Origin of the sequence: Metabacillus niabensis (assembly GCF_020524345.1) — a bacterium.
GTDB classification, from domain to species: domain Bacteria; phylum Bacillota; class Bacilli; order Bacillales; family Bacillaceae; genus Metabacillus; species Metabacillus niabensis_B.
Genome location: NZ_JAIVLH010000036.1, coordinates 1 through 26,975 on the forward strand (window position 1 = coordinate 1; position 26,975 = coordinate 26,975).

The 26,975-nt window shown below is 35.2% G+C and carries 25 protein-coding genes; 23 read left to right on the plus strand and 2 right to left on the minus strand.

The window, feature by feature from the left end:
• Nucleotides 1-135: 135 nt before the first annotated feature.
• Nucleotides 136-1,359: a nucleotidyltransferase gene (locus LC095_RS25240; RefSeq protein WP_226530711.1), complete on the minus strand. Its 1,224-nt coding sequence runs from the start codon at nucleotides 1,357-1,359 to the stop codon at nucleotides 136-138.
• A 271-nt stretch (nucleotides 1,360-1,630) separates the two neighbouring features.
• On the opposite strand from LC095_RS25240, the gene LC095_RS25245 reads away from it, so the two are divergent.
• From LC095_RS25245 to LC095_RS25255, 3 genes are all read left to right on the plus strand, one after another.
• On the plus strand, nucleotides 1,631-2,149 hold the full coding sequence (locus tag LC095_RS25245; RefSeq protein ID WP_226530712.1) for a YceD family protein: 519 nt from the start codon (nucleotides 1,631-1,633) through the stop codon (nucleotides 2,147-2,149).
• 85 nt (nucleotides 2,150-2,234) lie between these two features.
• Nucleotides 2,235-2,408, plus strand: coding sequence for a 50S ribosomal protein L32 (gene rpmF / locus LC095_RS25250; RefSeq protein ID WP_026560479.1), 174 nt, complete (start codon nucleotides 2,235-2,237; stop codon nucleotides 2,406-2,408).
• Between the two features lie 256 nt (nucleotides 2,409-2,664).
• A complete protein-coding gene (locus LC095_RS25255; RefSeq protein WP_226530713.1) occupies nucleotides 2,665-3,291 on the plus strand; it encodes an RsfA family transcriptional regulator in 627 nt (208 codons plus the stop codon).
• Nucleotides 3,292-3,378: 87 nt separating this feature from the next.
• On the opposite strand, the gene LC095_RS25260 is transcribed toward LC095_RS25255, so the two are convergent.
• On the minus strand, nucleotides 3,379-3,843 hold the full coding sequence (locus tag LC095_RS25260; RefSeq protein WP_226530714.1) for an N-acetyltransferase: 465 nt from the start codon (nucleotides 3,841-3,843) through the stop codon (nucleotides 3,379-3,381).
• A gap of 270 nt (nucleotides 3,844-4,113) precedes the next feature.
• On the opposite strand from LC095_RS25260, the gene LC095_RS25265 reads away from it, so the two are divergent.
• The 20 genes from LC095_RS25265 (at nucleotide 4,114) to ftsZ (ending at nucleotide 26,838) form a co-directional block, all read left to right on the plus strand.
• Nucleotides 4,114-4,992, plus strand: a complete 879-nt coding sequence (locus LC095_RS25265; protein ID WP_226530729.1) for a 2-dehydropantoate 2-reductase — start codon at nucleotides 4,114-4,116, stop codon at nucleotides 4,990-4,992.
• A 12-nt stretch (nucleotides 4,993-5,004) separates the two neighbouring features.
• On the plus strand, nucleotides 5,005-5,400 hold the full coding sequence (locus LC095_RS25270) for a DUF3397 domain-containing protein (RefSeq protein WP_226530715.1): 396 nt from the start codon (nucleotides 5,005-5,007) through the stop codon (nucleotides 5,398-5,400).
• Nucleotides 5,401-5,459: 59 nt separating this feature from the next.
• A complete protein-coding gene (gene bshC, locus LC095_RS25275) occupies nucleotides 5,460-7,088 on the plus strand; it encodes a bacillithiol biosynthesis cysteine-adding enzyme BshC (protein WP_226530716.1) in 1,629 nt (542 codons plus the stop codon).
• Between the two features lie 123 nt (nucleotides 7,089-7,211).
• Entirely contained in the window at nucleotides 7,212-7,643 is a 432-nt protein-coding gene (gene mraZ / locus LC095_RS25280) for a division/cell wall cluster transcriptional repressor MraZ (RefSeq protein ID WP_078434436.1), read from the plus strand.
• Between the two features lie 106 nt (nucleotides 7,644-7,749).
• Nucleotides 7,750-8,682, plus strand: coding sequence for a 16S rRNA (cytosine(1402)-N(4))-methyltransferase RsmH (gene rsmH / locus LC095_RS25285; protein WP_226530717.1), 933 nt, complete (start codon nucleotides 7,750-7,752; stop codon nucleotides 8,680-8,682).
• 38 nt (nucleotides 8,683-8,720) lie between these two features.
• Nucleotides 8,721-9,083, plus strand: a complete 363-nt coding sequence (ftsL, locus tag LC095_RS25290) for a cell division protein FtsL (RefSeq protein WP_026560471.1) — start codon at nucleotides 8,721-8,723, stop codon at nucleotides 9,081-9,083.
• A gap of 114 nt (nucleotides 9,084-9,197) precedes the next feature.
• Complete coding sequence (locus LC095_RS25295; RefSeq protein ID WP_226530730.1) at nucleotides 9,198-11,381, plus strand: penicillin-binding protein; 2,184 nt, start codon at nucleotides 9,198-9,200, stop codon at nucleotides 11,379-11,381.
• 221 nt (nucleotides 11,382-11,602) lie between these two features.
• Nucleotides 11,603-13,549 carry a stage V sporulation protein D gene (locus LC095_RS25300; RefSeq protein ID WP_226530718.1) on the plus strand — a complete coding sequence of 649 codons (1,947 nt, stop codon included), beginning with the start codon at nucleotides 11,603-11,605 and terminating at the stop codon, nucleotides 13,547-13,549.
• Between the two features lie 248 nt (nucleotides 13,550-13,797).
• Nucleotides 13,798-15,255: a UDP-N-acetylmuramoyl-L-alanyl-D-glutamate--2,6-diaminopimelate ligase gene (locus LC095_RS25305; RefSeq protein WP_226530719.1), complete on the plus strand. Its 1,458-nt coding sequence runs from the start codon at nucleotides 13,798-13,800 to the stop codon at nucleotides 15,253-15,255.
• Between the two features lie 183 nt (nucleotides 15,256-15,438).
• Entirely contained in the window at nucleotides 15,439-16,413 is a 975-nt protein-coding gene (gene mraY / locus LC095_RS25310; RefSeq protein WP_078434431.1) for a phospho-N-acetylmuramoyl-pentapeptide-transferase, read from the plus strand.
• On the plus strand, nucleotides 16,414-17,769 hold the full coding sequence (gene murD, locus LC095_RS25315; protein ID WP_226530720.1) for a UDP-N-acetylmuramoyl-L-alanine--D-glutamate ligase: 1,356 nt from the start codon (nucleotides 16,414-16,416) through the stop codon (nucleotides 17,767-17,769).
• A gap of 114 nt (nucleotides 17,770-17,883) precedes the next feature.
• The gene (spoVE, locus tag LC095_RS25320) at nucleotides 17,884-19,029 is read left to right on the plus strand and encodes a stage V sporulation protein E (RefSeq protein WP_413467551.1); all 1,146 of its coding nucleotides are present in this window, start codon (nucleotides 17,884-17,886) and stop codon (nucleotides 19,027-19,029) included.
• 189 nt (nucleotides 19,030-19,218) lie between these two features.
• Nucleotides 19,219-20,310 (plus strand): undecaprenyldiphospho-muramoylpentapeptide beta-N-acetylglucosaminyltransferase, encoded by a 1,092-nt coding sequence (gene murG / locus LC095_RS25325; protein WP_226530722.1) that lies wholly within the window; start codon nucleotides 19,219-19,221, stop codon nucleotides 20,308-20,310.
• Nucleotides 20,311-20,346: 36 nt separating this feature from the next.
• Nucleotides 20,347-21,255, plus strand: a complete 909-nt coding sequence (gene murB / locus LC095_RS25330) for a UDP-N-acetylmuramate dehydrogenase (protein ID WP_226530723.1) — start codon at nucleotides 20,347-20,349, stop codon at nucleotides 21,253-21,255.
• 207 nt (nucleotides 21,256-21,462) lie between these two features.
• Nucleotides 21,463-22,251, plus strand: a complete 789-nt coding sequence (locus tag LC095_RS25335; RefSeq protein WP_226530724.1) for a cell division protein FtsQ/DivIB — start codon at nucleotides 21,463-21,465, stop codon at nucleotides 22,249-22,251.
• Nucleotides 22,241-22,942, plus strand: coding sequence for a DUF881 domain-containing protein (locus LC095_RS25340; RefSeq protein WP_226530731.1), 702 nt, complete (start codon nucleotides 22,241-22,243; stop codon nucleotides 22,940-22,942). The genes LC095_RS25335 and LC095_RS25340 overlap by 11 nt, the downstream gene beginning before the upstream one ends.
• A 151-nt stretch (nucleotides 22,943-23,093) precedes the next feature.
• On the plus strand, nucleotides 23,094-23,822 hold the full coding sequence (locus tag LC095_RS25345) for a DUF881 domain-containing protein (RefSeq protein WP_226530725.1): 729 nt from the start codon (nucleotides 23,094-23,096) through the stop codon (nucleotides 23,820-23,822).
• Nucleotide 23,823: 1 nt separating this feature from the next.
• Nucleotides 23,824-24,189 (plus strand): small basic family protein, encoded by a 366-nt coding sequence (locus LC095_RS25350; protein ID WP_226530726.1) that lies wholly within the window; start codon nucleotides 23,824-23,826, stop codon nucleotides 24,187-24,189.
• Nucleotides 24,190-24,355: 166 nt separating this feature from the next.
• Complete coding sequence (gene ftsA / locus LC095_RS25355; protein ID WP_226530727.1) at nucleotides 24,356-25,642, plus strand: cell division protein FtsA; 1,287 nt, start codon at nucleotides 24,356-24,358, stop codon at nucleotides 25,640-25,642.
• Nucleotides 25,643-25,686: 44 nt separating this feature from the next.
• Nucleotides 25,687-26,838, plus strand: coding sequence for a cell division protein FtsZ (gene ftsZ, locus LC095_RS25360; RefSeq protein ID WP_226530728.1), 1,152 nt, complete (start codon nucleotides 25,687-25,689; stop codon nucleotides 26,836-26,838).
• Nucleotides 26,839-26,975 lie beyond the last annotated feature (137 nt).

The following is a 26,975-nucleotide window of genomic DNA, read 5'->3' on the forward strand; positions in this document are numbered from 1 at the left end:
AGGTGTGTGAGAAGCTTTTTCTTTGGTTATCTTAGGAAATTTATTAATCTTTATAAGAACATTTTAAGAAAATAAAAAAGCTTGTAGAGAAAAACACCCACTTTCTCTACAAGCTGAGAAAGGGATTCCTTTCTCTTAATTTTTTTCAATGCGAATAGGAGGTGTGGCAAACTCTTTTTGAAGAAGTCCGGAACGCAAAGGCTCAGGCATAATCATAAAATATGTATTTGCAGCTTTTACATCAAGATCTAATATAGGATGTTTAAACGTTGAAAGTTTTGAGATAACTGGTAACTTCATCTTTTTTTTATGTGTACTTAAATATTCTCTGCCATTAGATGACATTCCCAATAACCGAATATAAGGAGATCTTTGAAGGGTTTGACTTTTTATTTGATTTTTAGTCGTGTTAGTTAATATATGTGTACATAATCTTTGTAGTCTTGTCCAGGTATACCTCTTAGTTTTCATTCTTTCCATAAATTCCTGAAAGCTTGTAGCTTTTTGAATTTGTTGTTTTAACCTATATTCAAGTCCTTCCTCAACTTCATAGATTGCGTTAATTTCATCTAAGCTCATTGTCATAATACGATATTTCAAAAGGTGGAAGTAACATTCCCATTGATGAAGAATTTGATGTTGTCCCTCATAATCGTTTAAAAGGTTATATGTTTGATTAGGAACATATGCACCAATTTCTCGATTATCCGAAAAAATGGCTTTTCGTATACTTGTTGCACTAGCTATTGTTGGTGAATGGAAATGAAGATCATGATATCCGGCAGACGTACGCTTTATTGTTGTTGGTTTCATTGATGATTTCTGGTCAAGTATTGCTTTAACATAATGATAACCTAAAATATTATTAGGTAACGATAGATCTATATAAGATGAATGATGTTCTCCAGTCGGAAGATTTTGAAAAGCTAGTGTTAGCGCTTTCGGATAGCTAATACCAGTTTTTATATAGTGTTGAATAAGTTCATCGTAACTTTTTTCTGCTTTTGATAACATCTCATTTGTAGCTAAAAAAGGCTCGATTTTTCCTGTCTCACTCCCGAAACAGAGGAAATCACAGTATAGAGCATCAAGAATTGAAACAGCACCATTAGCAAATGTTTCAGCCTTTTGGGTGGCAAATGCATAAGGTAATTCAACCACTAAGTCTACACCGCTGGCAAGTGCCATCTCAGTTCTTGTCCATTTTGAGACAATAGCAGGTTCGCCGCGTTGTAAAAAATATCCACTCATAACCGCTATAACAATATCAGCATTCGTCATTTTTTTAGATTCGTTTAAATGAAATAAATGTCCATTATGAAAGGGGTTATACTCAACTACAATTCCTAAAACATTCATATTCTCACCACATTTTATTATAAATTCAAAATAGTTGATTACTATCACAATAACCAATTTCTTATCATTATATCTCATCTTGTTCGAAAGTTTTTCTGAAAATGAAAAATAATAATAAGAAATGAATTAAATATACCAAACCATCAATGAGTGTACTATTTATATTTTGAAATAAATAGATTATCATGTATACTTACACTGTAAAGAAAAAATATTGACAAATATAATTGCGAAGGCTATAATTACCTTTGTTGCCTTGAGGTGATATGTATTGAAATGGACAATTAGTCAACTACATCAATTGCAAAGCAAGGGGTTAAAGATTGATGAAGAAATTGATCTAAGTGATTTGGTTAGAACTCATTCGGATATTCGAGACATCTCATTAGTAAATGTTAAAGGAAGAGCTGATATTAGTTCGGCCAAAGCTACATTCCACTTATCAATTTCAGGATCAATGGTTTTACCTTGTTCTCGAACTTTAGTGGATGTTCCGTATCCATTTTCAATTGATACAACGGAAACTTTCTTATTAAAACCATCAGACTATGAAACGGAAGAGGATTTTTATCTTCCAGAGGGTGACGTGATTGATCTAATCCCCATTATTAAAGAAATCATAGTGGTTGAAATTCCAATGCAAGTGTTCTGTGATGATGTAACAAATGAAGAAGGTGCTGCTCCTCAAGCCGGTAAAGACTGGGAAGTTGTTTCTGAAGAAGATCAAAACAATAAGATCGATCCTAGGTTGGCTGGACTGGCAAATTTCTTCGAAAATGAAGAAAGCTAATTATTTTTTTATAGCTTAACAACAGCGATTGAACCGGTTCTAATCGGTTTCTTTATGCGCAATGCTCTTTAAGGAGGTGGGAATAATGGCTGTACCTTTTAGAAGAACTTCTAAAACGAGAAAACGACTACGTCGTACACATTTTAAACTACAAGTACCTGGTATGGTAGAATGCCCAAACTGCGGTGAAAGCAAACTTGCTCACCGTGTATGTAAAGCATGTGGAACATACAAAGGAAAAGACGTTGTTAGCAAATAATACATTTGTAACAGCTTAAAAGCGTAAGAATCTTTGATTCTTACGCTTTTTTATGTAATAAATTCAACGAGCTATAGAATAAATGTTGAAATTCAATAACCAACAGTAATATTCTACCATTTTATTTTTGATACTTTAAATATAAAAGGGTAGATTTGTCCCCCTCTTTTTTTCATACATAATAGAGTGTAATTTAGTCTACTTATTCTATTAGCTGCATATGTATAGAAAAAAGTAATTTATGGAGGGAGATATCATGACAACTACTCGTCAAGATGCGTGGACACATGATGAAGATTTATTGTTAGCTGAAGTTGTGTTGAGACATATTCGAGAAGGGGCTACCCAACTTGCAGCTTTTGAGGAAGTTGGACGTAAACTATCCAGGACACCTGCAGCTTGTGGGTTTAGATGGAATTCATATGTTCGAAAACAATATAAAACAGGAATTGAAGTTGCAAAAAAACAAAGAAAAGAACTAAGAACACATATTTCACAAGATACAGAAGATCTTACTGAATCTCATGATGAAGTAGCCGTAGAAGCTCCTGCAATACAGGCTGATTCTCAATCGAAAAATACAATAAAAGAGCTTATTTCCTTTCTTCAACAATATGAAGAGGCTCCATCTCTTCAAGTTGTCCAAGAGGAGAATAGTCAATTGAAAATTAAAATCCAAAGCTTGGAAAGAAGAATAGCTGAGCTTCAACAGGAAAAACAATCACTTGTAAATCATATTCAAATAGTTGAAGAGGATTATCGAGCATTAATTGAAATAATGGATAGAGCTAGAAAAATGGTGATTCTACAAGAAGATGAAAGAAGCAGAAAGGTTAAATTTCAAATGGACAAAAACGGAAACCTTGAGAGGGTAGAAAAATAAAAGAGAAACACAACAGCACGGCTTTCATCCGTGCTGTATTTTTGTACTATTTAAAACCATGTTAAAATAAGGACTAGAAGAAATAATTTATTGTTGAGTAGTTCCAACTGGATACCATACTAAAGGGTTTTCTCCTTTATCTCGTTCCATATCATACTTAACAGGTTCAAAACCCATCTTTGACCAAAATCCACTCGATTTTACTCTGGGGTTCGTTTTAATGGGTAGTTGAAAAGATTTAGCGTATTCAACAAGTGATCTTCCATAACCTTTACCTTGGTAAGTAGGAAGTACCTCCAGTTTCCATAATTCTAAGTAATCTTGTTGGGGTTGAAAGTATTGATCGAATTTTTTGTCAACTTGATAGAGACTCATTCTGGCCACAAGCTTATCTCCGAAGTAAACTCCATAAAATGGAGAGTTGCTGTCATCTTCAATTATGTTTGATTGAAGATCCTCTAGCATTGATAGTTCTTGAATTCCATATTCTTTAAATTTTTTAAACTCCTCTAAAGTTTTATAATTGACTAATAATCTTTCAACTTTTAACATATTTTTTCCCCCTCGATGCAATAATCTAGAAAAGATCATGTAAAATAGATGAAATTAATAGGTAATACTATTATATCATGCAGAGCGAAGTCCATGATATGAAAAAGATTTAACGCTTTCATATCGATGTTTATTAATCATCAGGATAATATAGGCAAAATTCTAGTATAAGTATTGTTTTTTTTGATATGATGGTGCTGATTAATGTAAAAAACGAGCAATACGTATAATGGAAGGGTGTTTATTGTATTAAATAAGTAGGTGAATTATATGGAAGTTGGTGTAATTGGTGCAGGTTCTTTGGGTCTTCTTTATGCGTATTATCTTTCGAAAAAGCATAAAGTTACACTTTATACGAACAGGCAAGAACAGGCTGATCAGATTAATAACTTAGGAATTCAGATGGTTAAAGGGAGTTCTTATCATACTGCAAACGTATGTGCAACATCGGAAACAAGTTATAAGGAATCCATATTAATCATAACTGTAAAGCAATACCATTTAGAAACAATAATAAATCTTCTAAAAAAGCTTAGATCTAGAACGATTATATTTCTACAAAATGGAATGGGACATGTAAGTCAATTAGCTTCTTTATTACATCATCGCGTTATTGTAGGGATAGCTGAGCACGGTGCATTAAAGGTAAACGAACATAGTGTCCACCACACTGGAGAAGGTATAACAAAGCTTGCGTTATATCAAGATCAAGCTGAGCCAATTCATGACCTGTCCCTATCGTGTAACGAACAGATAAATCATTTTCCAATTGTATTTTTGCCGGAATGGGAAAAGATGTTAAAGGAAAAATTAATTGTCAATGCTACTATAAATCCCTTAACAGCATTGTTACGAGTGAAAAATGGAGAATTAATGACCAATAAATATTATAGAAAATTATTTTATGAGCTTTTTGAAGAAGTCATATTAATTCTTGGAATGGAAGATAAAGATAAACTATGGGATCATGTGTGTGGAATTTGTATGAAAACGTCTGAGAATGAATCATCTATGCTTCGAGATATTCATCACCAACGCAAAACTGAAATTGATTCAATTTTAGGATATTTGATTTTAAACTCAAACGGAAAAAGCATCCCTCATGTATCATTTCTTTTCACTGCCATTAAAGGGATCGAAGTCAGGTAGAGAGGTGGACATATGAGTGGTTTCATAAACTGGATTATTTCAATATTAATTACACTGCCAATAATAAGTCTATTTTTGCTGTATATTATCATACGCATTTTTATAGATAATCAAAGAAAGTCGATTCTTCTAACGATCGATCTTTCAACTGTTTTTTTTATTGTTTCAGTGCATTTTCATTTTATTGCTATTTTTGAGAAATCATTTTTACTATTTATTATTCTTGGTATTGGTTGTTTATTCTTGTTCTTCTATTATGTTGAAAAGACTAAATATAAGAACCCTTCTATAAAAAGGGTAACAAGAAATACATGGAGATCTACATTTTTACTATTTGTTGCAGGTTACATTATTTTAACTGTACTTGGCTTTACATCTGGAGTGATAAAAAACATATTTCCTTTATAGGGAAAAACATCGCTCAAAAAGAGCCAGCATACGATTTTAATCGAGAAAGGAAGTTTTATATGGAGATTGTTGAACTCTCCCTACGCTCTTCGAACCAATTAGTCAACGACATACAAGATCAAACTATAAATCACAGTCTATTTTTCGATTATCATGTTTACTCGCCTGATGTTTTCCAAAGCAGGGCAGAGGATTTGAAAAAACGCTCCTTTCAGCGTAGGGAACTGTCGACTTATTTAAGAGAATATACAAATCGATGTTTAGACCATAATGAGAAAACATTAGAGAATATAAATAGGTTAGAAGATCCAAGCAGTTTAGTTGTGATTGGCGGCCAACAAGCGGGATTATTAACAGGTCCTTTATATACAATACATAAAATTATTACAATTATAAAACTTGCAAAAGAACAAGAACAGAAATTAGGTGTGCCTGTTATTCCGGTATTTTGGGTGGCTGGTGAAGATCATGATTTTGCAGAAATTAATCATATCTTTATTAAGAACAATAAAATGGCCAAGAAATTAGCCATTAATGAGAATCCTTTGAAAAAACAATCTGTTTCTGAACAACCATTAAACAAGCAAAAAACAATTGAATGGATTGAGCAGGTATTTGAAGCATTAGGAGAAACAGATTATTCAAATCAGTTAATCGGTTCTATGAAAGAGTGTGTGGAAAGGTCAAAGACATATGTTGAATTTTTTGAAAAGCTCATACTAAAGCTCTTCGGTGATACCGGACTTGTTCTTATTAATTCAGGGGATCCAGATTTAAAGTTAATAGAGAAATCCTGTTTTCGAGCAATCGTTGATCGAAATGAGGAAATTTATCAAGCGGTACAATCACAGCAGATAAAAATGCGTGAACATCAATATACCCCCATTATTGAAATGGGTAATCAAAGTGCAAATTTCTTTTTTCATCATAATGGTGAACGATTTTTATTTGAAAGGCGGGGAAATGATGCCTTCCATATATCGGAGATTGGTTTAACGTATTCGAAGGCTGAATTAATTGATTTAATTGAAACTTCTCCAGAAAAGTTTAGCAATAATGTCGTCACAAGACCGTTGATGCAAGAGTATTTATTTCCTACATTGGCGTTTATTGCCGGGCCTGGTGAAGTAACATATTGGGCAGAATTAAAAAAAGTGTTTTCGTTGTTTGAAATGAAAATGCCGCCTGTATTGCCCAGAATACAAATGACATTTCTTGAAAGAGCAATAGAGAGAAATATCGATGAAACAGGGATTAGGATAGAGGAAGTATTGTATGAAGGAGTCGAGAGCGCAATAGAGCGATTTCTTCAAAAGGAAACACCGATCGATATGAATCCGCTAATTGAAAAAGCGAAATTAAATATAGCTGAGATTCATTCATCATTAGTAGAAGCAGCACTTGAAATTGATCCAAGCTTAAAAGCTGTGCTGAAAAAAAATGGTGAATTTATTCAGGATCATCTTGAATTCTTTACAAAAACAGTTGATAAAAGAATAAGACAAAAACATGATGTGATGCTATCAAAATTTCAAGCCATTGAATTAGAGTTATTACCAAGTTTGCATCCGCAAGAAAGAATATGGAATATTTATTACTATTTAAACAAGTTCGGCCCGGAATTTGTAGGAGAACTGCTAAACTTGTCATATTCTTTTAATGGAAAACATAAAATTGTCAAAATTTAAATAAAAGTTTTTTGAAAATCCTGTGTTTACAGGGTTTTTTTTTTGTGAAAAGAAATGTAGAATAGAAGTGGAGATAAGTGGGGGGAAGTGGTGAGTTAGGGAGAGAAAGTGGGGACGTCGAGCATGTTTATGGGAGAATACCATCACACCATTGATATAAAAGGCAGAATGATCGTCCCTTCAAAGTTTAGGGAAGGCCTTGGGGAAACATTTGTTGTTACAAGAGGTCTAGATCAATGTTTATTTGTTTATCCAATGAGTGAATGGAACATAATTGAAGAAAAGCTAAAAGCACTCCCGCTAACGAAAAAAGATGCTCGTGCATTTACTCGATTTTTCTTTTCAGGTGCGACTGAATGTGAGATTGACAAACAAGGTCGTGTTAACATTGCCACTCCATTACTTCAATATGCAAAACTAGAGAAAGAATGTGTTGTCATAGGCGTTTCAAATCGGATTGAGCTATGGAGTAAGTCCATTTGGGAAAATTATGTTGCTGAACAGGAAGATTCTTTTGAGGAAATTGCGGAAAATATGATTGATTTTGATCTCTAATCTTCACTTTGCAGAAAACAAATGAAAATGGACAAGCTAAGGATAGACAAAAAATTGGGGATAGAAATATCTTTCCAATAACTGATTTGAAGAGGTGGTACAACTTATGTTTAAACATACAACTGTGTTATTAAAAGAAACTGTGGATGGCTTAAATATTAAAGAAGACGGAATTTATGTTGATTGCACTCTAGGTGGAGCAGGTCATAGCAGCTATCTTCTTTCAAAGCTATCAAAAAAAGGACATCTATATGCATTTGACCAAGATGATGTAGCACTGAATAATGCAAAAGAAAAACTAGCTTCGTATGAAGGACAAGTAACGTTTATTAAAAGTAATTTTCGATATTTGGCTGAAAAATTGGCTGAATTAGAAGTAGAAAAGGTAGATGGAATCTTATTTGATTTAGGTGTTTCCTCACCACAACTGGATACTCCTGAACGTGGGTTTAGCTATCATCATGATGCACCATTGGATATGAGAATGGATCAGCAATCAGATATTTCAGGATATGACGTTGTTAATACTTGGTCTTATGAACAGTTAGTTAAAATCTTTTTTCGATACGGTGAAGAAAAGTTCTCAAAACAGATTGCAAGAAAGATTGAATCTCATAGAGAGATACAGCCAATTCGTACTACTGGCGAATTAGTTGAAATAATAAAAGAAGCAATTCCAGCACCAGCCAGAAGAAAAGGTGGACATCCTGCTAAAAGGATATTTCAAGCGATAAGAATTGCGGTTAATGACGAATTAAAAGTGTTTGAGGAGGCAATTGCTCAATCAATTGAGCTGCTAAATCCACATGGGAGAGTCAGTGTAATTACATTCCATTCCCTAGAAGATCGCATTTGCAAAACTGCATTTAAAGAAGCTGCTACACCGCCCGAACTCCCAAGGAATATGCCTTTTATTCCTGAAGGATATGAGCCTAAAGTGAGGGTTATTACTAGAAAGCCTATTTTGCCAAGTGAACAGGAACTTGAAGAGAATAATCGAGCCAGATCAGCTAAGTTACGTATTGCTGAAAAAATATAAGTTGAGATTACTTAAAAAATAAAGGAGGTTGCAATAAAATGAGTAATTTAGCAATGAAATTAGAACAACAACGACAAGAACAGATCCAGCACATGCCGAAACAAGAACCAATTATTATTAAGAGAAGAGCCTCAATTACACCTGGAGAGAAATTTCTCATTTTAGTATTTGTTTCTTTATTTGTTATCGGAGCTATCGCGATTGTGACGAATTCTTATTCTGTTTACCAATCGAACATCGAAATTCAAGAGATTGAAGCTCAGATTGAAAAACAAACAAAGTTAAACAGTGACCTCCATGTACAGGTAGAGGAATTAAGTACATATGATCGTATATGGGAAAAGGCAAAAGAGCTTGGGCTTACATTAGATCAAAATAACGTCAAAAGTGTACAAAATTAATAGTAAAAATACAAGAAGAGGATGACCCGGAATATTGAGTCATCCTCTTCATTCTTATCCTATTCAATTTTCGCATTAGGTGGTATGATACACCGTAGGAGGTTTAGTATGAAATTGACTCAAAAAAATAAGAACATGAATAGAGGCGCTGCTTTTTTGGCGTTAATATTTGGAGTGCTGTTTTTTACTATTTTCATTCGTTTCTTTTATATTCAATCGACTGGTTCGGTTCATGGACAAGCTCTTGCTGCAAAAGCGGAAGAGTTGTATGAAAGTCAAAGAACGATCGAAGCAAAAAGAGGTTCCATTCTTGACCGTAAAGGAGAAGTAATCGCTGAAGATAAATCATCTTATAAACTTGTTGCTATATTAGATGATAAAATAACGACTGACCCTGATAACCCTCAACATGTAGTTGATGTTCAGGAAACGGCAGAAAAAATTGCACCATTAATTAATATGGAAGTAAATGAAGTTGAAAAAATTCTTTCAAAAGACTTGTACCAGGTGGAATTTGGTTCAGCAGGCCGAGATATTAGTCACACGCTAAAGGAGAAAATTGAAGAATTAGAGCTCCCTGGAATTACGTTTAATAGAGATACACAACGTTTTTACCCAAATGGTTTATTTGCTTCTCATTTAATTGGATATGCTCAAAACCAGGAAGATACCGGAGAAACGGTTGGTATGATGGGGCTTGAGAAAACGTTGGAAAAATATCTTCATGAGGAAGATGGCTATATAAAATTCGAAAAAGATCAATATAATTGGAAACTTCCTAATAGTGATGATGAAATTGTTGCTCCAAAGAATGGCAATAATGTCTATTTAACGATTGATCAAAAAATACAAACATTTCTCGAAGACTCTATGAATCAAGTAGTGGAGGAATATTCACCAGAAAAAATAATTGCAGTCGTAGCAGATCCGAAGACAGGAAAGATATTAGCTATGGCCCAGCGCCCAAGTTTTGATCCTAATACAAGAGATATTACCTCATATTATAATGATGTTATTTCCTATCCTTTTGAACCGGGATCAACAATGAAAATATTTACCCTTGCATCTGCGATTGAAGAAGGGGTCTATAAAGGAAATGCAACATTCCAATCAGGTTCATATGCTGTTGGTCCTTCTGTTGTTCGAGATCATAAACGTGGAGGATGGGGTGTTATAACATTTAACGAGGGTGTCCAAAAGTCCTCTAATGTCGGTTTCTCCATTTTAGCTAAAGATGCACTAGGAACAGATAGGTTCTATCAATACTTAGATAAATTCGGTTTCACTAAGAAAACTGGAATTGACTTACCAAACGAAGCTGAGAGTAAAATGAACTTCAATTATGAAATTGACAAAGTATCTACTGCATTTGGACAAGCGTCTGCTTTTACACCAATTCAATTGGTTCAAGCGGCAACTGCCATTGGAAATAATGGAAAAATGATGAAGCCTTATGTCATTAATAAAATTGTTGACCAAGACACAGATGAGATTGTAAAAGAAAACAGTCCGAAAGTAGTTTCTCAGCCGATCTCGGAAAAAACGGCAAAAGAAACACTCGATATTTTAGAAACCGTTGTAAGCTCAGAAGGTGGTACTGGTAAACCATATAGAATTGATGGATATGAAGTAGCAGGAAAAACCGGAACTGCCCAAATCCCAAACCCAAATGGAAAAGGCTATATGACAGGTCATGATAATTATATTTTTTCTTTTTTAGGTATGGCTCCTAAGGAAGATCCTGAGCTTGTAGTCTATGTTGCAGTCCAACAGCCTGATCTAAAAGGGAAGGCTGGCTCAGTACCAGTGTCGATGATCTTTAATACTGTTATGAAAAATAGCCTGCAATATTTGCAAATTGAGCCAACTGAAGAAGTGAACACGAATAATCAGTCACAAACGACTTCAGACGGAATTGAACTTCCTGACACTGTTGATTTAGGTCCGACGGATGCGGTGAATCAGTTAAAAGAGTCAGGCTTGGAACCAATAATACTTGGCAGTGGAAAAAAAGTAATCTCTCAATACCCGACCGCCGGAACTGCGATGATGTCAAATGAAAAAATACTCATTCAAACCTCAGAAAATGTGAAAATACCTGATTTAACTGGCTGGTCAAAACGAGATGTGATGAAGCTTGGAAATCTATTAGGTTTATCAATAAAAACTGAAGGGGCCGGATACGTAACAAAACAAAGTGTTAAGAAAGGTACAGTTTTGAAGAAGGGAGACGTTCTTACGATTACATTAAGTTCTTCGGATGTAAAAACTGAAGAAAATAATGAAGCAACAGATTAAGTAAATAAGCAGAACAGGGCTAAATTTGTTAACGGAATAGATGATTGTTAAATCGCTATTTTAGTATATCAATAATGCTCTGTTCTTCTTTTTTGTGATATGTAAAATGAAAAGTATAGTGTCATAGCTGAAAGTGGTTTATGGTACTCGTTTTCTGTTCTACCTCCCCTTGTACAAGCATATATATTTGAACGAGCCTAGACAAGGGGGAATAAAAGGATATGCGGGTATCAAATGTAACCGTTCGAAAACGTCTTGCTTTGACGTTGCTTTTCGGTTTTCTCATTTTCTTAGTGATTGATATACGTCTAGGATATGTTCAATTTTTTCTTGGGAATACACTGACCTCAGGTGCAAAAGATTTATGGAGTAGAAATATACCTTTTGAGCCTGAGCGCGGAGAAATTCTGGATCGTAATGGTGTAAAACTCGCTACAAATATGAGTGCACCTACGATATATGTTGTACCAAGGCAAATTGAGGATCCGGCCGATGCTGCTAAGCAATTAGCAGCAGTACTAAATATGTCTGAAGAAAAAGCGTATAGTCATATTACGAAGAAGGTTTCAATTGAAAAGATCAATCCGGAAGGAAGAAAAATATCACATGAGAAAGCAAATGAAGTACGAGATTTAAATATTAAAGGCGTCTATATTGCCGAAGACTCTGTACGGTATTATCCTTTTGGAAGCTACCTGTCCCATGTATTAGGATTTGCCGGTATAGACAACCAGGGTTTATTAGGTCTTGAAGCATACTATGACGAGCAGTTAAAAGGGAAAAAAGGATATGTGAAATTTTATTCTGATGCAAAAGGAAAAAGGATGCCAGATGAAGCTGATGATTATACAGCACCTGTTGATGGGGACAATTTGAAATTAACCATCGATTCAAGGGTACAAACAATTGTGGAGAGAGAATTGGATAATGCTCAGGCTACCTATAATCCGGATGGAATTATAGCCATCGCTATGAATCCTAATAATGGTGAAATATTGGCGATGTCAAGTAGACCTGATTTTGCCCCTTCGAATTTTAAAGAAGTAGATCCTATGATTTACAATCGAAATCTGCCGGTTTGGAGTACGTATGAGCCGGGTTCTACTTTTAAAATTATTACATTGGCCGCAGCTCTTGAGGAGGGGAAAGTAGATTTAGAGAAAGATGAGTTCAATGATTCAGGCTCTGTAGAAGTTGATGGGGCGAGGCTTCGATGTTGGAAGAGGGGAGGCCATGGCCATCAAACGTTCTTAGAAGTTGTCCAAAATTCCTGTAACCCGGGCTTTGTGGAGTTAGGGCAAAGACTTGGCGAAGAAACATTATTTAAATATATTAAAGACTTTGGGTTTGGGCAAAAAACAGGTATTGATCTTCAGGGGGAAGGAACCGGTATTATGTTTAAGCCTGAACAGGTAGGGCCGGTTGAACTGGCAACTACTGCATTCGGGCAAGGTGTATCAGTTACGCCGATTCAACAAGTTGCAGCTGTTTCTGCTGCGATAAATGGAGGTGTACTCTATACTCCTTATATTGCAAAAGAATGGGTTGATCCTTTTACAAACGAAGTAATTAGCAGAAATACACCAGAGGCAAAAAGAAAGGTTATTTCAGAAGCGACTTCAAAGGAGATTCGCTATGCACTTGAAAGTGTAGTGGCGCTTGGTTCTGGACGAAATGCATTTGTAGATGGATATCGTGTCGGTGGTAAGACTGGTACTGCTCAAAAAGTAAAAGATGGGCGTTACATGGAAAATAACCATATTGTTTCGTTTATTGGATTTGCACCTGCTGATGATCCTCAGATTGTTGTGTATGTGGCTGTTGATAATCCTAAGGATACTGTTCAATTCGGTGGGACAGTTGCTGCGCCTATCGTTGGTAATATTATGAGAGATGTATTACCTGAAATTGGAGTCAAGCCTAGAAAAGGTCAAATTGAAAAAGAGTATAATTGGCTAGACACAAAACTTGTCGAAGTACCGAATATTATAGGGTTATCAAAAAAAGAGCTGGCTGAACAATTTGTGAATTTAAATCTAGATGTGTCAGGTGAAGGAGATGTTGTTGTGCAACAATCCCCGAATGAAGGTGTTAAAGTAAAGGAAGGATCTACACTAAGAGTATATTTAGGTGAGGAAAACGAAACAAAATTAAAACAAAATGAATGAATAAATGAAAGCTTGCCTTTTGCAAAAAAGAGTTGCATTGGCACGCTTTCTTTTTGTTGTTATGTTAATAAATACAGATTAAATAAATTTCCTGGCTTTTTCGTAAGAAATTGAAAGGAAAGATGGCTTCTTTCTCATAAGTAAGATAAAATAAGTACGGAGAAAAAATACATACATAATGAAAGATTTATTTATTATTGTCTTTCTATGAAGACAAATTGAAACAAGTGATGAAGGTAGGAATAAAGATGAAGTTAAATGAATTACTTACATATTTGCATGATGATTTAACAATATCTACAGCAAATCCAACTATCAGCTCTATTGAAATGGATTCAAGAGAAGTGAAGCCTGGTAGCTTGTTCATCTGTATAAAAGGCTACACAGTAGACGGACATGATTATGCTCATAAAGCAGTTGAAAATGGTGCTGCAGCTATCCTTGCCGAGAAAGAATTGGATGTTACAATACCTGTTATTCTGGTAAAGGATACGAAAAGGTCTATGGCGTTGCTTGCTGATATTTTCTATGGCCAGCCTACACATTCAATGCATCTTATCGGTGTAACCGGAACAAACGGTAAAACAACTACAACTCATATCATAGAAAGAATCTTAAATGAGGCAAATAAAAAAACCGGCTTAATCGGTACAATGTATATGAAAATAGGTGACAAACAAAAAGAGGTTAAAAACACGACACCTGAGAGTTTGACACTTCAAAAAACATTCCGTGAAATGAAAGATGCTGATGTGACACATGCAGTGATGGAAGTGTCTTCACATGCCCTGCATCTGGGGAGAATTCATGGTTGTGACTTTAAAGTAGCTGTTTTTACAAATTTAACCCAGGACCATTTAGATTATCATAAAACAATGGAAGCCTATAAATATGCAAAAGGCCTATTGTTTGCACAATTAGGAAATCGATTTGATCATGACCGCATGAAATATGCAGTATTAAATGAAGATGAAGAAGCATCAGAAGATTTTAAAAAGATGACAACTGCTAAGATTGTAACATATGCAATTGACAGAGATGCAGATATAATGGCTAAAGATATAAGAATGACGTCAAAGGGTACCACATTTCAGCTTATTACACCAGTTGGAACTGAATTTGTCACAATTCAAATGGTTGGAAAGTTCAGTGTTTATAATGTTCTAGCTGCTGTCGCTGCTACACTATGTTCTTCTATTGATTTAGAAACAATCGTAAAAGCAATTGAATCGATGGATGGTGTAAGGGGACGTTTTGAATTAGTTGATGGTGGCCAAGATTTTACGGTTATCGTAGATTACGCCCATACTCCTGATAGTCTGGAAAATGTCCTGCAGACTATTAAGCAATTTGCAGAAGGGAGGATCTTTTGCATCATAGGTTGTGGTGGTGATCGAGATAAAACCAAGAGACCTTTAATGGCGAAGATTGCTGTGGAAAATTGTGAAGAACCAATCTTCACCTCAGACAACCCTAGAAGTGAAGATCCGAAAAGTATATTGCTTGACATGGAAAAGGGTGTAGTGGGGCAACATTATACATCAATTGTTAATAGAGAAGAGGCTATATCATACGCAATCTCAAAAGCTAAAAAAGATGATGTTATCCTCATAGCCGGTAAAGGGCATGAAACATATCAGCAAATAGGAACAAATACAATTGAATTTGATGACAGAGAAATTGCCCTTAAAGTAATTAAAAAATGAATTTAGTTGTGAAAATTTAAGACCTTTCATAAGAATAGGTAACAAAGTAGAAAGAGAAGTTGATAAGATGAAGAAAAAAATACGTTTAGAAAAACATAATAACAAAAATACCTCATATGATATTGTCGTAAAAGATACGCTTGTATATGAAAATAAATCGGATTTCCCTGGGGAGGTGTACTCATGTTAGAACAGGTGATTTTAATTACTATCGTTATGGGATTTCTAATAAGTGTATTGCTATCCCCAATCATTATACCTTTTTTAAGAAGATTGAAATTTGGTCAAAGTATAAGAGAAGAAGGACCGAAATCGCATCAAAAAAAATCGGGAACTCCTACTATGGGCGGAGTAATGATCATTATTTCAATTATCATTACAACGATTGTCATGACGGGTAAGTTTTCTCAACTTAGTGTAGAAATGTATCTTCTATTGTTTGTAACGTTCGGATATGGTTTACTAGGCTTTTTAGATGATTTTATAAAAGTTGTTATGAAGCGGAACCTTGGATTAACATCTAGACAAAAATTACTTGGTCAAGTGATTATTGCAGTTATTTTCTATTTAGTGTTCACACAATATGGTTTTTCTACAGAAATTTCAATTCCTGGAACATCTGTTTCATTTGATCTGGGATGGGGATATGTGATTTTAGTCATTTTTATGTTAGTTGGCGGTTCAAATGCTGTTAACTTAACAGATGGATTAGATGGACTTTTATCTGGAACAGCCGCAATTGCGTTTGGTGCTTTTGCTGTTTTGGCTTGGAATCAGTCACAATATGATGTAGCGATATTCTCAGTAGCTGTTGTTGGAGCCGTTTTAGGATTTCTAGTCTTTAACGCTCATCCGGCAAAAGTATTTATGGGAGATACCGGATCTCTGGCTTTGGGTGGAGCAATTGTAACTATTGCAATTTTAACAAAACTAGAAATTTTACTTGTATTAATTGGCGGAGTGTTTGTCATAGAAACACTATCTGTTATTATTCAAGTCATCTCATTTAAAACGACAGGAAAAAGAGTCTTTAAAATGAGTCCTCTTCATCATCATTATGAATTAGTTGGATGGTCCGAGTGGAGAGTTGTTGTTACGTTCTGGACGGTTGGTCTTTTATTTGCAGTACTTGGAATTTATATTGAGGTGTGGTTGTAATTGAAAAACGTGAAAGATTATCTACATAAACATGTATTAGTTATAGGTTTAGCAAAAAGCGGCTTAGCCGCCGCTAAATTATTACATCGGCTTGGAGCAAATGTTACAGTAAACGATGTAAAAGCTACAGAGGAAGACTCTAGTGTTAAAGAATTAATGAGTCTGGGGATCAAAGTAGTTGGAGGGGGGCATCCGTTATCTTTACTTGACGAGAACCCTGTTGACATTATTGTGAAAAATCCGGGTATTCCTTATTCAAATCCCTTAATTGTCCGTGCTAAAGAAAAAAATCTACCGATCATAACTGAGGTGGAGCTTGCTTATAAAGTATCAGAAGCAGATATTATTGCTATCACTGGTTCAAATGGGAAAACAACAACTACCACTCTTATTTATGAAATGCTTAAAGTGGATCAAAAACAACCACTAATTGCCGGAAATATTGGTACTGTCGCTTGCGAGGTAGCAGAAAAAGCAACAAAAGAAAATGTTATTGTAATGGAGTTGTCATCATTTCAACTATTGGGAACAATTGATTTCAAACCTGCGATTGCGGTAATTCTCAATATATTTGATGCACACCTAGATTATCACGGAACGAAAGATGAATATGTATATGCAAAAGGTAAAATTTATAAAAATCAAACAAATAACGATGTATCAATAATTAATAAAAATGACAATGAAGTTTTTGCATTGTCAGAAACTTCTAGGGCACAAAAAATCTACTTTTCAACATCAAGTGTACTTGAAAATGGAGTATACATCAAAGATGAGTGTATTTGGTTTAAGGGTGAAAGGGTTATTAATATTAAAGATATCGTTTTACCTGGAGAACATAATTTAGAAAATATTCTTGCAGCGATTACAGCTGTAAAATTAAGAGATGTTTCAAATGAGGCAATTTATAAAGTGCTGACAACATTTCAAGGTGTTAAACATCGCCTTCAGTATGTAGATTCTGTTGAAGGACGACGCTTTTATAATGATTCAAAGGCTACAAATATCCTTGCTACAAGCAAAGCACTTCAGGCCTTTTCATCACCTACGATTTTACTTGCAGGCGGTCTTGATCGAGGGAATGAGTTTGATGAATTAAAACCATTCCTAAAAAATGTGAAAGCGATGATTTTATTTGGCGAAACAGCACCGAAGCTAGAGAGAATAGCAAAAGAAAGTGGAATAGAACATATTAAACGTGTCGATAATGTAGAAAAAGCTGTATCTGCGGCGTTTAATGTTTCTGAAAATGATGATGTTGTATTGTTATCACCTGCATGTGCAAGCTGGGATCAATACAAAACTTTTGAAGAAAGAGGAGACATTTTTATTCAAGCCGTGCATAAGCTTAAATAAGGGCTTGTACGATTGAATCAGCCATAAGACTTGTGATGTGGAGGTTCCTTTTACACATTGTAAGATATTATTGTTGAATTCTCTTTTAATGCTATAGTTTAGTAGCTATTATCTATGTGCCATACAGCCCTTAATAAACTGATACAGGGGTGTTCGGCGTTGTCAGCGAAAAGGTCTACTCCAGATTTTATCTTAGTTATACTTACCTTATTACTCTTAACAATTGGCCTGATAATGGTATACAGTGCAAGTGCTGTGTGGGCTACGTATAAATTCGATGATTCGTTCTTCTTTGCAAAACGTCAGCTATTATTTGCCGGTGTTGGTGTCATTGCTATGTTTTTTTTAATGAATGTCGATTATTGGACATGGAGAACCTGGGCAAAAATGCTCATCATTGTTTGTTTTTTTCTACTAATCGCGGTATTAATTCCTGGAATTGGTATGGAAAGAAACGGTTCAAGGAGCTGGATTGGAGTCGGAGCATTTTCTATACAGCCTTCTGAGTTTATGAAATTGGCAATGATAGCATTTTTAGCTAAATTTTTATCGGAAAATCAGAAAAAAATTACATCCTTTAAAAAAGGTCTATTGCCATCGCTAGGATTAGTTTTTACAGCATTTGGTATTATCATGCTCCAGCCTGACTTAGGAACAGGTACAGTTATGGTAGGAACTTGTATTGTCATGATTTTCGTATCCGGTGCAAGAGTTATTCACTTTGTATGGCTTGGACTTCTTGGAGTTGCAGGATTTATTGGTCTCGTATTATCTGCACCCTATCGAATCAAGAGGATTACATCATTTTTAGACCCATGGGAAGATCCGTTGGGGAGTGGGTTCCAAATTATCCAATCTCTTTATGCGATTGGACCTGGAGGATTGTTTGGTCAAGGCCTGGGACAAAGCCGCCAAAAGTTTTTCTATTTACCTGAACCTCAAACAGACTTTATTTTTGCAATATTAGCAGAAGAACTTGGTTTTATAGGAGGGTCATTAGTCATTTTGTTGTTTGGCTTGTTACTTTGGAGGGGAGTAAAAATAGCCCTTGGTGCCCCGGATTTATATGGCAGCTTTTTAGCCATTGGCATTATTACAATGGTTGCTATTCAGGTGATGATCAATATAGGCGTTGTAACAGGCTTAATGCCGGTTACAGGAATTACACTTCCTTTTTTAAGCTATGGTGGGTCCTCGCTCACTTTAATGTTAATGGCTATGGGAGTATTATTAAATGTAAGCAGATATTCAAAGTATTAAGTGAAATTTGTTTTATCAAAGGTTGTTTATCATATAAAATAAAGGTATTGAGGCTGACGTTAGGTAAGTGACAGATCCATGAGGTTTCATTAATCTCTGGCAGTCCTTAATGGTCAGCCTTATTATATTTACATAGTGTATGATTGGAAAATGATAAAAACATAAATTGTAGTTAATGGGGGAAAGAAAATGAGAGTTGTAGTAAGTGGTGGTGGAACTGGAGGACATATCTATCCGGCACTAGCGTTAATTAATGAAATAAAAAAACATCACTCAGATGTTGAGTTTTTATATATTGGTACGGAAAATGGCTTGGAGCATAATATTGTGAAAAGAGCGGGAATTCCTTTTAAATCAGTAGAAATCTCAGGTTTTAAAAGAAAGATATCTCTTGAAAATGTAAAAACAATAACGCGTTTTATTACAGCTGTTTCCTTAAGCAAACGATATTTAAAAGATTTTAAAGCGGATGTAGTAATTGGAACAGGTGGATATGTTTGCGGACCTGTGGTTTATGCTGCTTCCAAAATGAAAATTCCAACTGTGATTCATGAACAAAATAGTTTACCAGGTATAACAAATAAGTTTTTATCCCGGTATGTTGATAAGGTGGCAATTTGTTTTGAAGAGGCTAGAAGTTATTTTCCAGAAAATAAGGTTGTGTTAACTGGAAATCCACGTGCATCAGAAGTGATCGGGCAAAGTGGAATTAAGGGGCGTGAATCTCTTGGGCTGGACAAAAACAAAAAAACAGTCCTCATCTTCGGGGGAAGCCGTGGAGCAAAAGCCATAAATGAAGCTGTATTGGAAATGATTCCTTCTTTAGAAGGAAAGCCATATCAAGTGGTCTATGTGACAGGAGAAGTTCATTATGATAAGGTGATTGAGGAAGTGGAATCATTAACTCAATTAGCGCATGTAATCATTAAACCTTTTATTCACAATATGCCTGAAGTATTAGCCTCTGTTGACTTAATTGTTTCAAGAGCAGGTGCAACATCTCTAGCTGAGATCACAGCACTGGGCTTACCGAGTATTCTTATTCCAAGTCCATATGTAACAGCTAATCACCAGGAAGTGAATGCAAGGTCGTTAAGTGATCATGAAGCAGCTATTTTGATCAAGGAAACAGATCTTAATGGTCAAAAATTAATATCTCAAATAGACAATCTTTTACTCAACGAACTCAAACTCAATAAAATGAAGAAAGCATCGAAAGATTTAGGTATACCAGATGCCGCAAGTAGGCTATATGATGTATTAAAAGATATATCTAAATAAAAACAGCAAAGATTTACGTGAATAGGGAGGTAAAGTATGAAAACTTTATTTAATGAGTTAACAGAAGCGAATATTGGAAAAGTCCTTGAAAATGAACCATTAGCCAAACATACAACAATAAAAATCGGTGGTCCTGCCGATATATATATAGAACCAAATAGTACAGATAGTTTATGCAAAGCAGTAGAAATCATTAAAGATAATAATGTTAAGTGGACGGTCATAGGAAGAGGCTCTAATTTGCTTGTTGCAGATAAAGGAATTGAAGGAGTAGTTATTAAACTTGGAGCCGGAATGGATGACTTTGATCTAAATGGAGAAATCCTTACAGTGGGTGGAGGTTATTCTGTTATAAGGCTTGCAACAATAATTAGTAAAAAGGGATTGTCCGGATTAGAGTTTGCAAGTGGAATTCCTGGTTCCATTGGTGGAGCAGTGTATATGAATGCAGGTGCACACGGATCAGACATGTCCAATATTGTTGTAAAAGCACGCATTTTATTTGATGATGGGACAATACAATGGTTATCAAATGAAGAGCTTGATTTTTCATATCGAACGTCGATACTTCAGGAAAAACGACCAGGTATATGTATTGAAGCAGTTTTACAATTGAAAACAGGGGAAAAAGAAGACATAGTTGCTGTCATGCAAAAAAATAAAGATTATAGAAGAGACACTCAACCGTGGAACTATCCATGTGCAGGAAGTATATTCCGCAATCCCCTGCCGAACTATGCAGGTCAATTAGTTGAAGCTGCAGGGCTGAAAGGATACCAATTGGGGGGAGCAAAAATCTCTGAAATGCATGGTAATTTTATCGTAAATGCAGGAGGAGCAACTGCTCAAGATGTTCTTGATTTAATTGCATTCGTTAAAAAAACAATCCTCGAAAAATACGACATAAAGATGGAAACAGAAGTAGAAATAATTGGCCGTAATTAGTCACAATACTCCCCATTATTTCCTTTTATTGTGTTATAATGACTAATGTAAAAATGGCTAAATGATCTTTTTGATTTATAAACGGCATTTTTAAAATGCCGTTTATTTTATACGATCAAGTTGTTAGAATTTCATTAACTTAGAGCCAAAATTATTTACTTAAAGAAATCTACCTAGACTCATTCATCTAGGGTGGGGTGAAACGGATTGGAGAAAAAAGTTGTTTCGTTAGAAGACCGCATACCGAAATTACAGCACCAGCGAAAACAGAAAACGAACCGAAGGCTTATTTCATTCTTATCTATTTTCTTTCTGCTAATATTACTAGTTATTTATTTTCAATCTCCATTAAGTAAAGTAGGCAGTATTAAAGTAGAAGGAAATGCACATGTTGATGCAAAAGAAATTATCAATTTGAGTGAAATAACAACCTCATCAGGCTTCTGGAATATTAATACAAAAAATGTTCAAAAATCTATTGAAGAGCATTTACAAATTAAAAAAGCCACGATAGAGAAAAAATTCCCGAATCAAGTTGTATTAGTTGTTAATGAATATGAAAGTATGGCATACCTTGAAGATCAAGAGGGATATAGGCCGATACTTGAGAATGGACAAGTTCTTAAGGAAAGAACTGTAAATATCCCAGCAGATGCTCCGGTTTTAATCGGTTGGAAAAAAGAAGATCATATCAAAGAAATGATGAGTGAATTAAAGAAATTGTCTCCAAGTATTTTTAATTCTATTTCAGAAATTCACCATACTCCAGATAAAACAGATCCTTGGCTAGTTCATCTTTATATGAATGATGGATATGAGGTAATGGCATCTGTTCGGACTTTTTCAAAGAAAATGAATACGTACACTAAAATAGTCAGTCAGTTAGACGAAGATAGTAAAGGAATTATACATTTTGAAGTTGGTACGTATTTTGAATCTTTTACACCACTAACAACGATGGAGGAGGATGAGACAGTTAATGAAAATGAAAGGTAGCTATGTCATTTTCTCACTCATTCTTCTTGTTCTTGGTTTTCTAATTTCATATTCGTATCAGCTAACTAGAGAGAAAAGCCGTGATGGCTCCACTACAACAGAACAATGGAATCGTGAATATGAGATAAGGTCACAACTCATAGCAAAAGAAGAAACAAATCAAGAACTTCAAGCAGAACTTAACAAAAAACAAGATGAAGTTAAAAATATTGAAGAGTCTTTAAAAGATGAGAAACAGGTGTACTATAATCTTGTTGAAGATGTAGAGAAATTTCGAATGTATGTAGGTGACTTAGCAGTAGAAGGAAAGGGCGTACAGGTTACTTTAGAGGATGCATCTTATGTGCCAGAAGGAGAAAATGTCAACAATTACATTGTTCATGAAAGTCATATATTCAATGTAATTAATGAGCTTTACATCTCAGGAGCAAACGCAATCTCAATAAACGGTCAAAGATTATCAAGTCATTCGTATATATATTGCAATGGCCCTGTCGTTACAGTTGATGGAAATCAATATCCTGCACCTTTTGTTATTGCAGCTATAGGTGATCCGAATGTATTATTACCTGCATTGAATATAAATGGAGGTATTGTCGATCAACTAGCATATGATAATATTGTTGTTACTTTAGAGAAAAAAGACCAAATTATTATGGAGCCTTTACTTCAAGATCAAAGTTCTTCATAAACGTGTCCTGTCTTGTAAAGAGATTCTTAAATGTTTATTTTATACTTTAAAAATGTGTTAACTTATTAAAGGATAAAAGTATAGGAAAAAATACCGACTTCTTCCATTCCAGATGACAAGTCGTGTTTTTCTAAGACTGATAGGTGGTAGGGTGAAGGAAATAAACGAAAAAAAATGGCTTAGTTTTACAATTTTAACGATGATTTTTGGGTTAATGCTTGGAATTCAATATCAAACAATAAAAAATCCAATTGAAAGAGATACACGAGATATGTGGCAATTAAGAGAGGATTTGAAAAAGGAACAGCAGCATCAATTAGAATTGTTATCTGAAATAAGGAAATATAATGAAGTTATTGAGTCTCATGAAAATAAGGACAGTGCAGATCCTGAAAATGCTCTTAAAGAAACTTTGGCCGTTTTAAAGGAAGAGGCAGGGCTTACGGAAGTAACAGGTTCAGGTATAACTATAACAATTGATAAGTTGTTTTCTGAAGAGCTTCTAGGGATAGAAATTCAAGATATTTCTCCGGATTTACTGAAACGTCTGATAAACGAATTAAATTCTTATGGTGCAAAAGAGATTTCAATTCAAGGTAGGCGCTTGATAAATTCAACGGTGATAAGAGATATTAATGGACAAACAAAAATAGATAATTTTAGTTTGCACACCTATCCTATAGAAATTAAAGTCATCTCAGAAGATGTGGACAAGCTGTATAACCGTATGAATGCTTCAACAACGGACGAAGATTTTGCCATTGATAATTTAAGTTTAACAATCTCTGATCCAATTGATGAATTGACCGTTCCTGCATACGAGGATTCGATTCGTGTTCGGAATATGAAGCCTAAAGAGATAATTGAAGGGGGAGATTAATATGTGGCTGCCAATTCTTGGTCTCATATTAGGAGTATTTTTAGGATTAGTGTCAGAATTAAGAATTCCCCCCGAATATTCTAATTATTTATCGATAGCTATATTAGCAGCTCTTGATACTTTATTAGGTGGCATTCGAGCGCATTTGCAGGATATTTATGATGAAATGGTATTTGTATCCGGTTTTTTCTTTAACATCATTTTAGCTGCAAGTTTAGCTTTTCTCGGCGTCCATATTGGTGTAGACTTATATTTAGTAGCTGTGTTTGCGTTTGGTGTTAGGCTTTTTCAAAACATCGCTGTAATTAGAAGAATATTGATCTCAAAGTGGTCAATTTCTCGTGGAAAACTGAAAAATGTTGAATAAATTAAAGGAAATATTAAGTATTTGACGAATAAACACTAGTGAAGCCAAAAATCAAGTTTATCTTAAAAAAATAATTTTGTAACAAACCTGTAAAGCTAGATTCATTGTCATGTTGTTCTGTAAAGAATAGAATAGAAAGTATTGATAGATAGGGAGGTGCCTTAGAATGAACAACAATGAATTATTTGTAAGTCTTGACATCGGTACATCCAGTGTTAAAGTAATTATTGGTGAAATGACAAATGATACTTTAAACATTATTGGTGTAGGTAATGTGAAATCAGAAGGAATAAGAAAAGGATCTATAGTAGATATTGATGAAACGGTTCATTCTATTAAAAAAGCGGTAGAACAGGCCGAGAGAATGGTTGGAATCTCCCTTAAACGAGTCGTGGTAGGTGTTACAGGAAACCATGTTCAACTCCAAGACTGTCATGGAGTTGTTGCTGTTTCCAGCGAAAATCGTGAGATATCAAATGAGGATGTAAGAAGAGTTATTGAGGCTGCTCAGGTTGTCTCTATACCACCAGAACGGGAAATCATTGATGTGATTCCAAGGCAGTTTATCGTGGATGGGCTAGATGAAATAAATGATCCAAGAGGTATGCTTGGTGTACGTTTAGAAATGGAAGGCGCGATCATAACTGGATCTAAAACGATTTTACATAACTTATTACGATGTGTAGAACGTGCCGGATTGGAAATAACAGATATATGTTTACAGCCATTGGCAGCAGGTTCTGTTGCATTATCAAAAGATGAGAAAAACCTGGGTGTTGCATTAGTTGACATAGGTGGCGGTTCAACAACTATTGCAGTATTTGATCAAAATCATTTAATTGCAACTAGTGTGCTTCCTGTCGGTGGTGAAAATATCACAAAAGACATTTCAATAGGTCTACGTACAACAACTGATGAAGCTGAACGCCTTAAAGTGAAGTATGGACATGCTTTTTATGACCATGCTTCAGAAGATGAAATTTTTGATGCTTCCGTAATTGGATCAGACCAAAAAAGAACATTTAATCAATTAGAACTTGCGGATATTATTGAAGCAAGATTGGAAGAAATCTACGAACTTATTTTACATGAACTTAGTAGACTTGGAATTCAAGAACTACCGGGAGGATATGTATTAACTGGCGGCACTGTAAAAATGCCAGGTGTCTTAGAACTAGGACAAGCAGTTCTTCAAAATAGTGTGAGAATCGCTAGTCCTGATTATATTGGTGTTAGAGAGCCTCAATATATGACGGGAGTGGGTCTAATCCAATTTGCATATAAAAATGCTAAAATTCAAGGCAGAAAAATAGGATCAAATGTTACGGTTGAAGCAGTAGAGGTTGCTGCCTCAAAAGAACCACAGCCACAACAGAGAATAAAACCTCAAAAGCAACAAGAAGATAAAAAAGTAAACAAAGTGAAGAAATTTTTTGGCTACTTCTTTGAATAGTTAACATCAATTAGAAGTCATTTGATGGATTAGGAGGATTTTGCATGTTGGAGTTTGATACAAATATTGACGGCTTAGCTACCATTAAGGTCATCGGAGTTGGTGGCGGTGGTAATAATGCTGTTAATCGAATGATAGAACACGGAGTTCAAGGTGTGGAATTTATTGCAGTTAATACAGATGCTCAAGCATTAAATTTATCTAAAGCTGAAATAAAGATGCAAATTGGCTCAAAACTAACAAGAGGATTAGGTGCAGGAGCAAATCCTGAGGTTGGTAAAAAAGCAGCTGAAGAAAGTAGAGAGCAAATTGAAGAAGCGCTTAGAGGCGCGGACATGGTATTCGTAACAGCCGGTATGGGTGGTGGAACAGGTACAGGTGCAGCACCTGTTATCGCTCAGATAGCAAAAGATCTTGGGGCATTAACAGTGGGGGTTGTAACAAGACCTTTCACATTTGAAGGTCGTAAACGTCAAATGCAGGCTGCAGGCGGAATTTCATCTATGAAGGAATCTGTTGATACTTTAATCGTGATTCCTAACGATCGACTACTTGAAATTGTCGATAAGAATACACCAATGCTTGAGGCGTTTAGAGAAGCAGATAATGTGTTACGACAAGGTGTTCAAGGTATTTCAGATTTAATTGCTACACCTGGTCTAATAAATCTTGATTTTGCAGACGTAAAAACGATTATGTCAAACCGTGGCTCAGCATTAATGGGTATTGGTGTTGCAACGGGAGAGAACCGTGCTGCTGAGGCCGCTAAAAAAGCTATTTCAAGTCCTTTATTAGAAAAATCTATTGACGGTGCGCAAGGTGTACTAATGAACATTACTGGTGGAATGAACTTAAGTTTATATGAAGTTCAAGAAGCAGCCGATATCGTCGCTACAGCATCAGATCAAGATGTTAACATGATTTTTGGATCTGTTATTAACGAAAACCTTAAAGATGAAATCATTGTTACAGTTATTGCGACTGGATTCACTGAACAAGAAATGAACCCGTTAAAGCCGCAAAGCACTCGTTCATTTGGTAATAATGGTGGTACAGTGTCTAAACCAGCTCCAAAACGTGAGACTCATCGTGAGGAACCTGTTCAAGAATCAATTAGTCGCGGTAATGTTCAACAACAAACAGAAGAAGCTTTGGATATTCCTACATTTTTAAGAAATAGAAACAAACGCAGATAAAAAAGAGTGCCTTTGGCACTCTCAGGCTGTCGAGAAACCTCGGCAGCCTATTATTTTTATCTGAATACTTTAACTTTTCACCGCGTTAATTTGGTATAATATAGATAACTAATTGGGAGGGTGATATTTATGTTCAA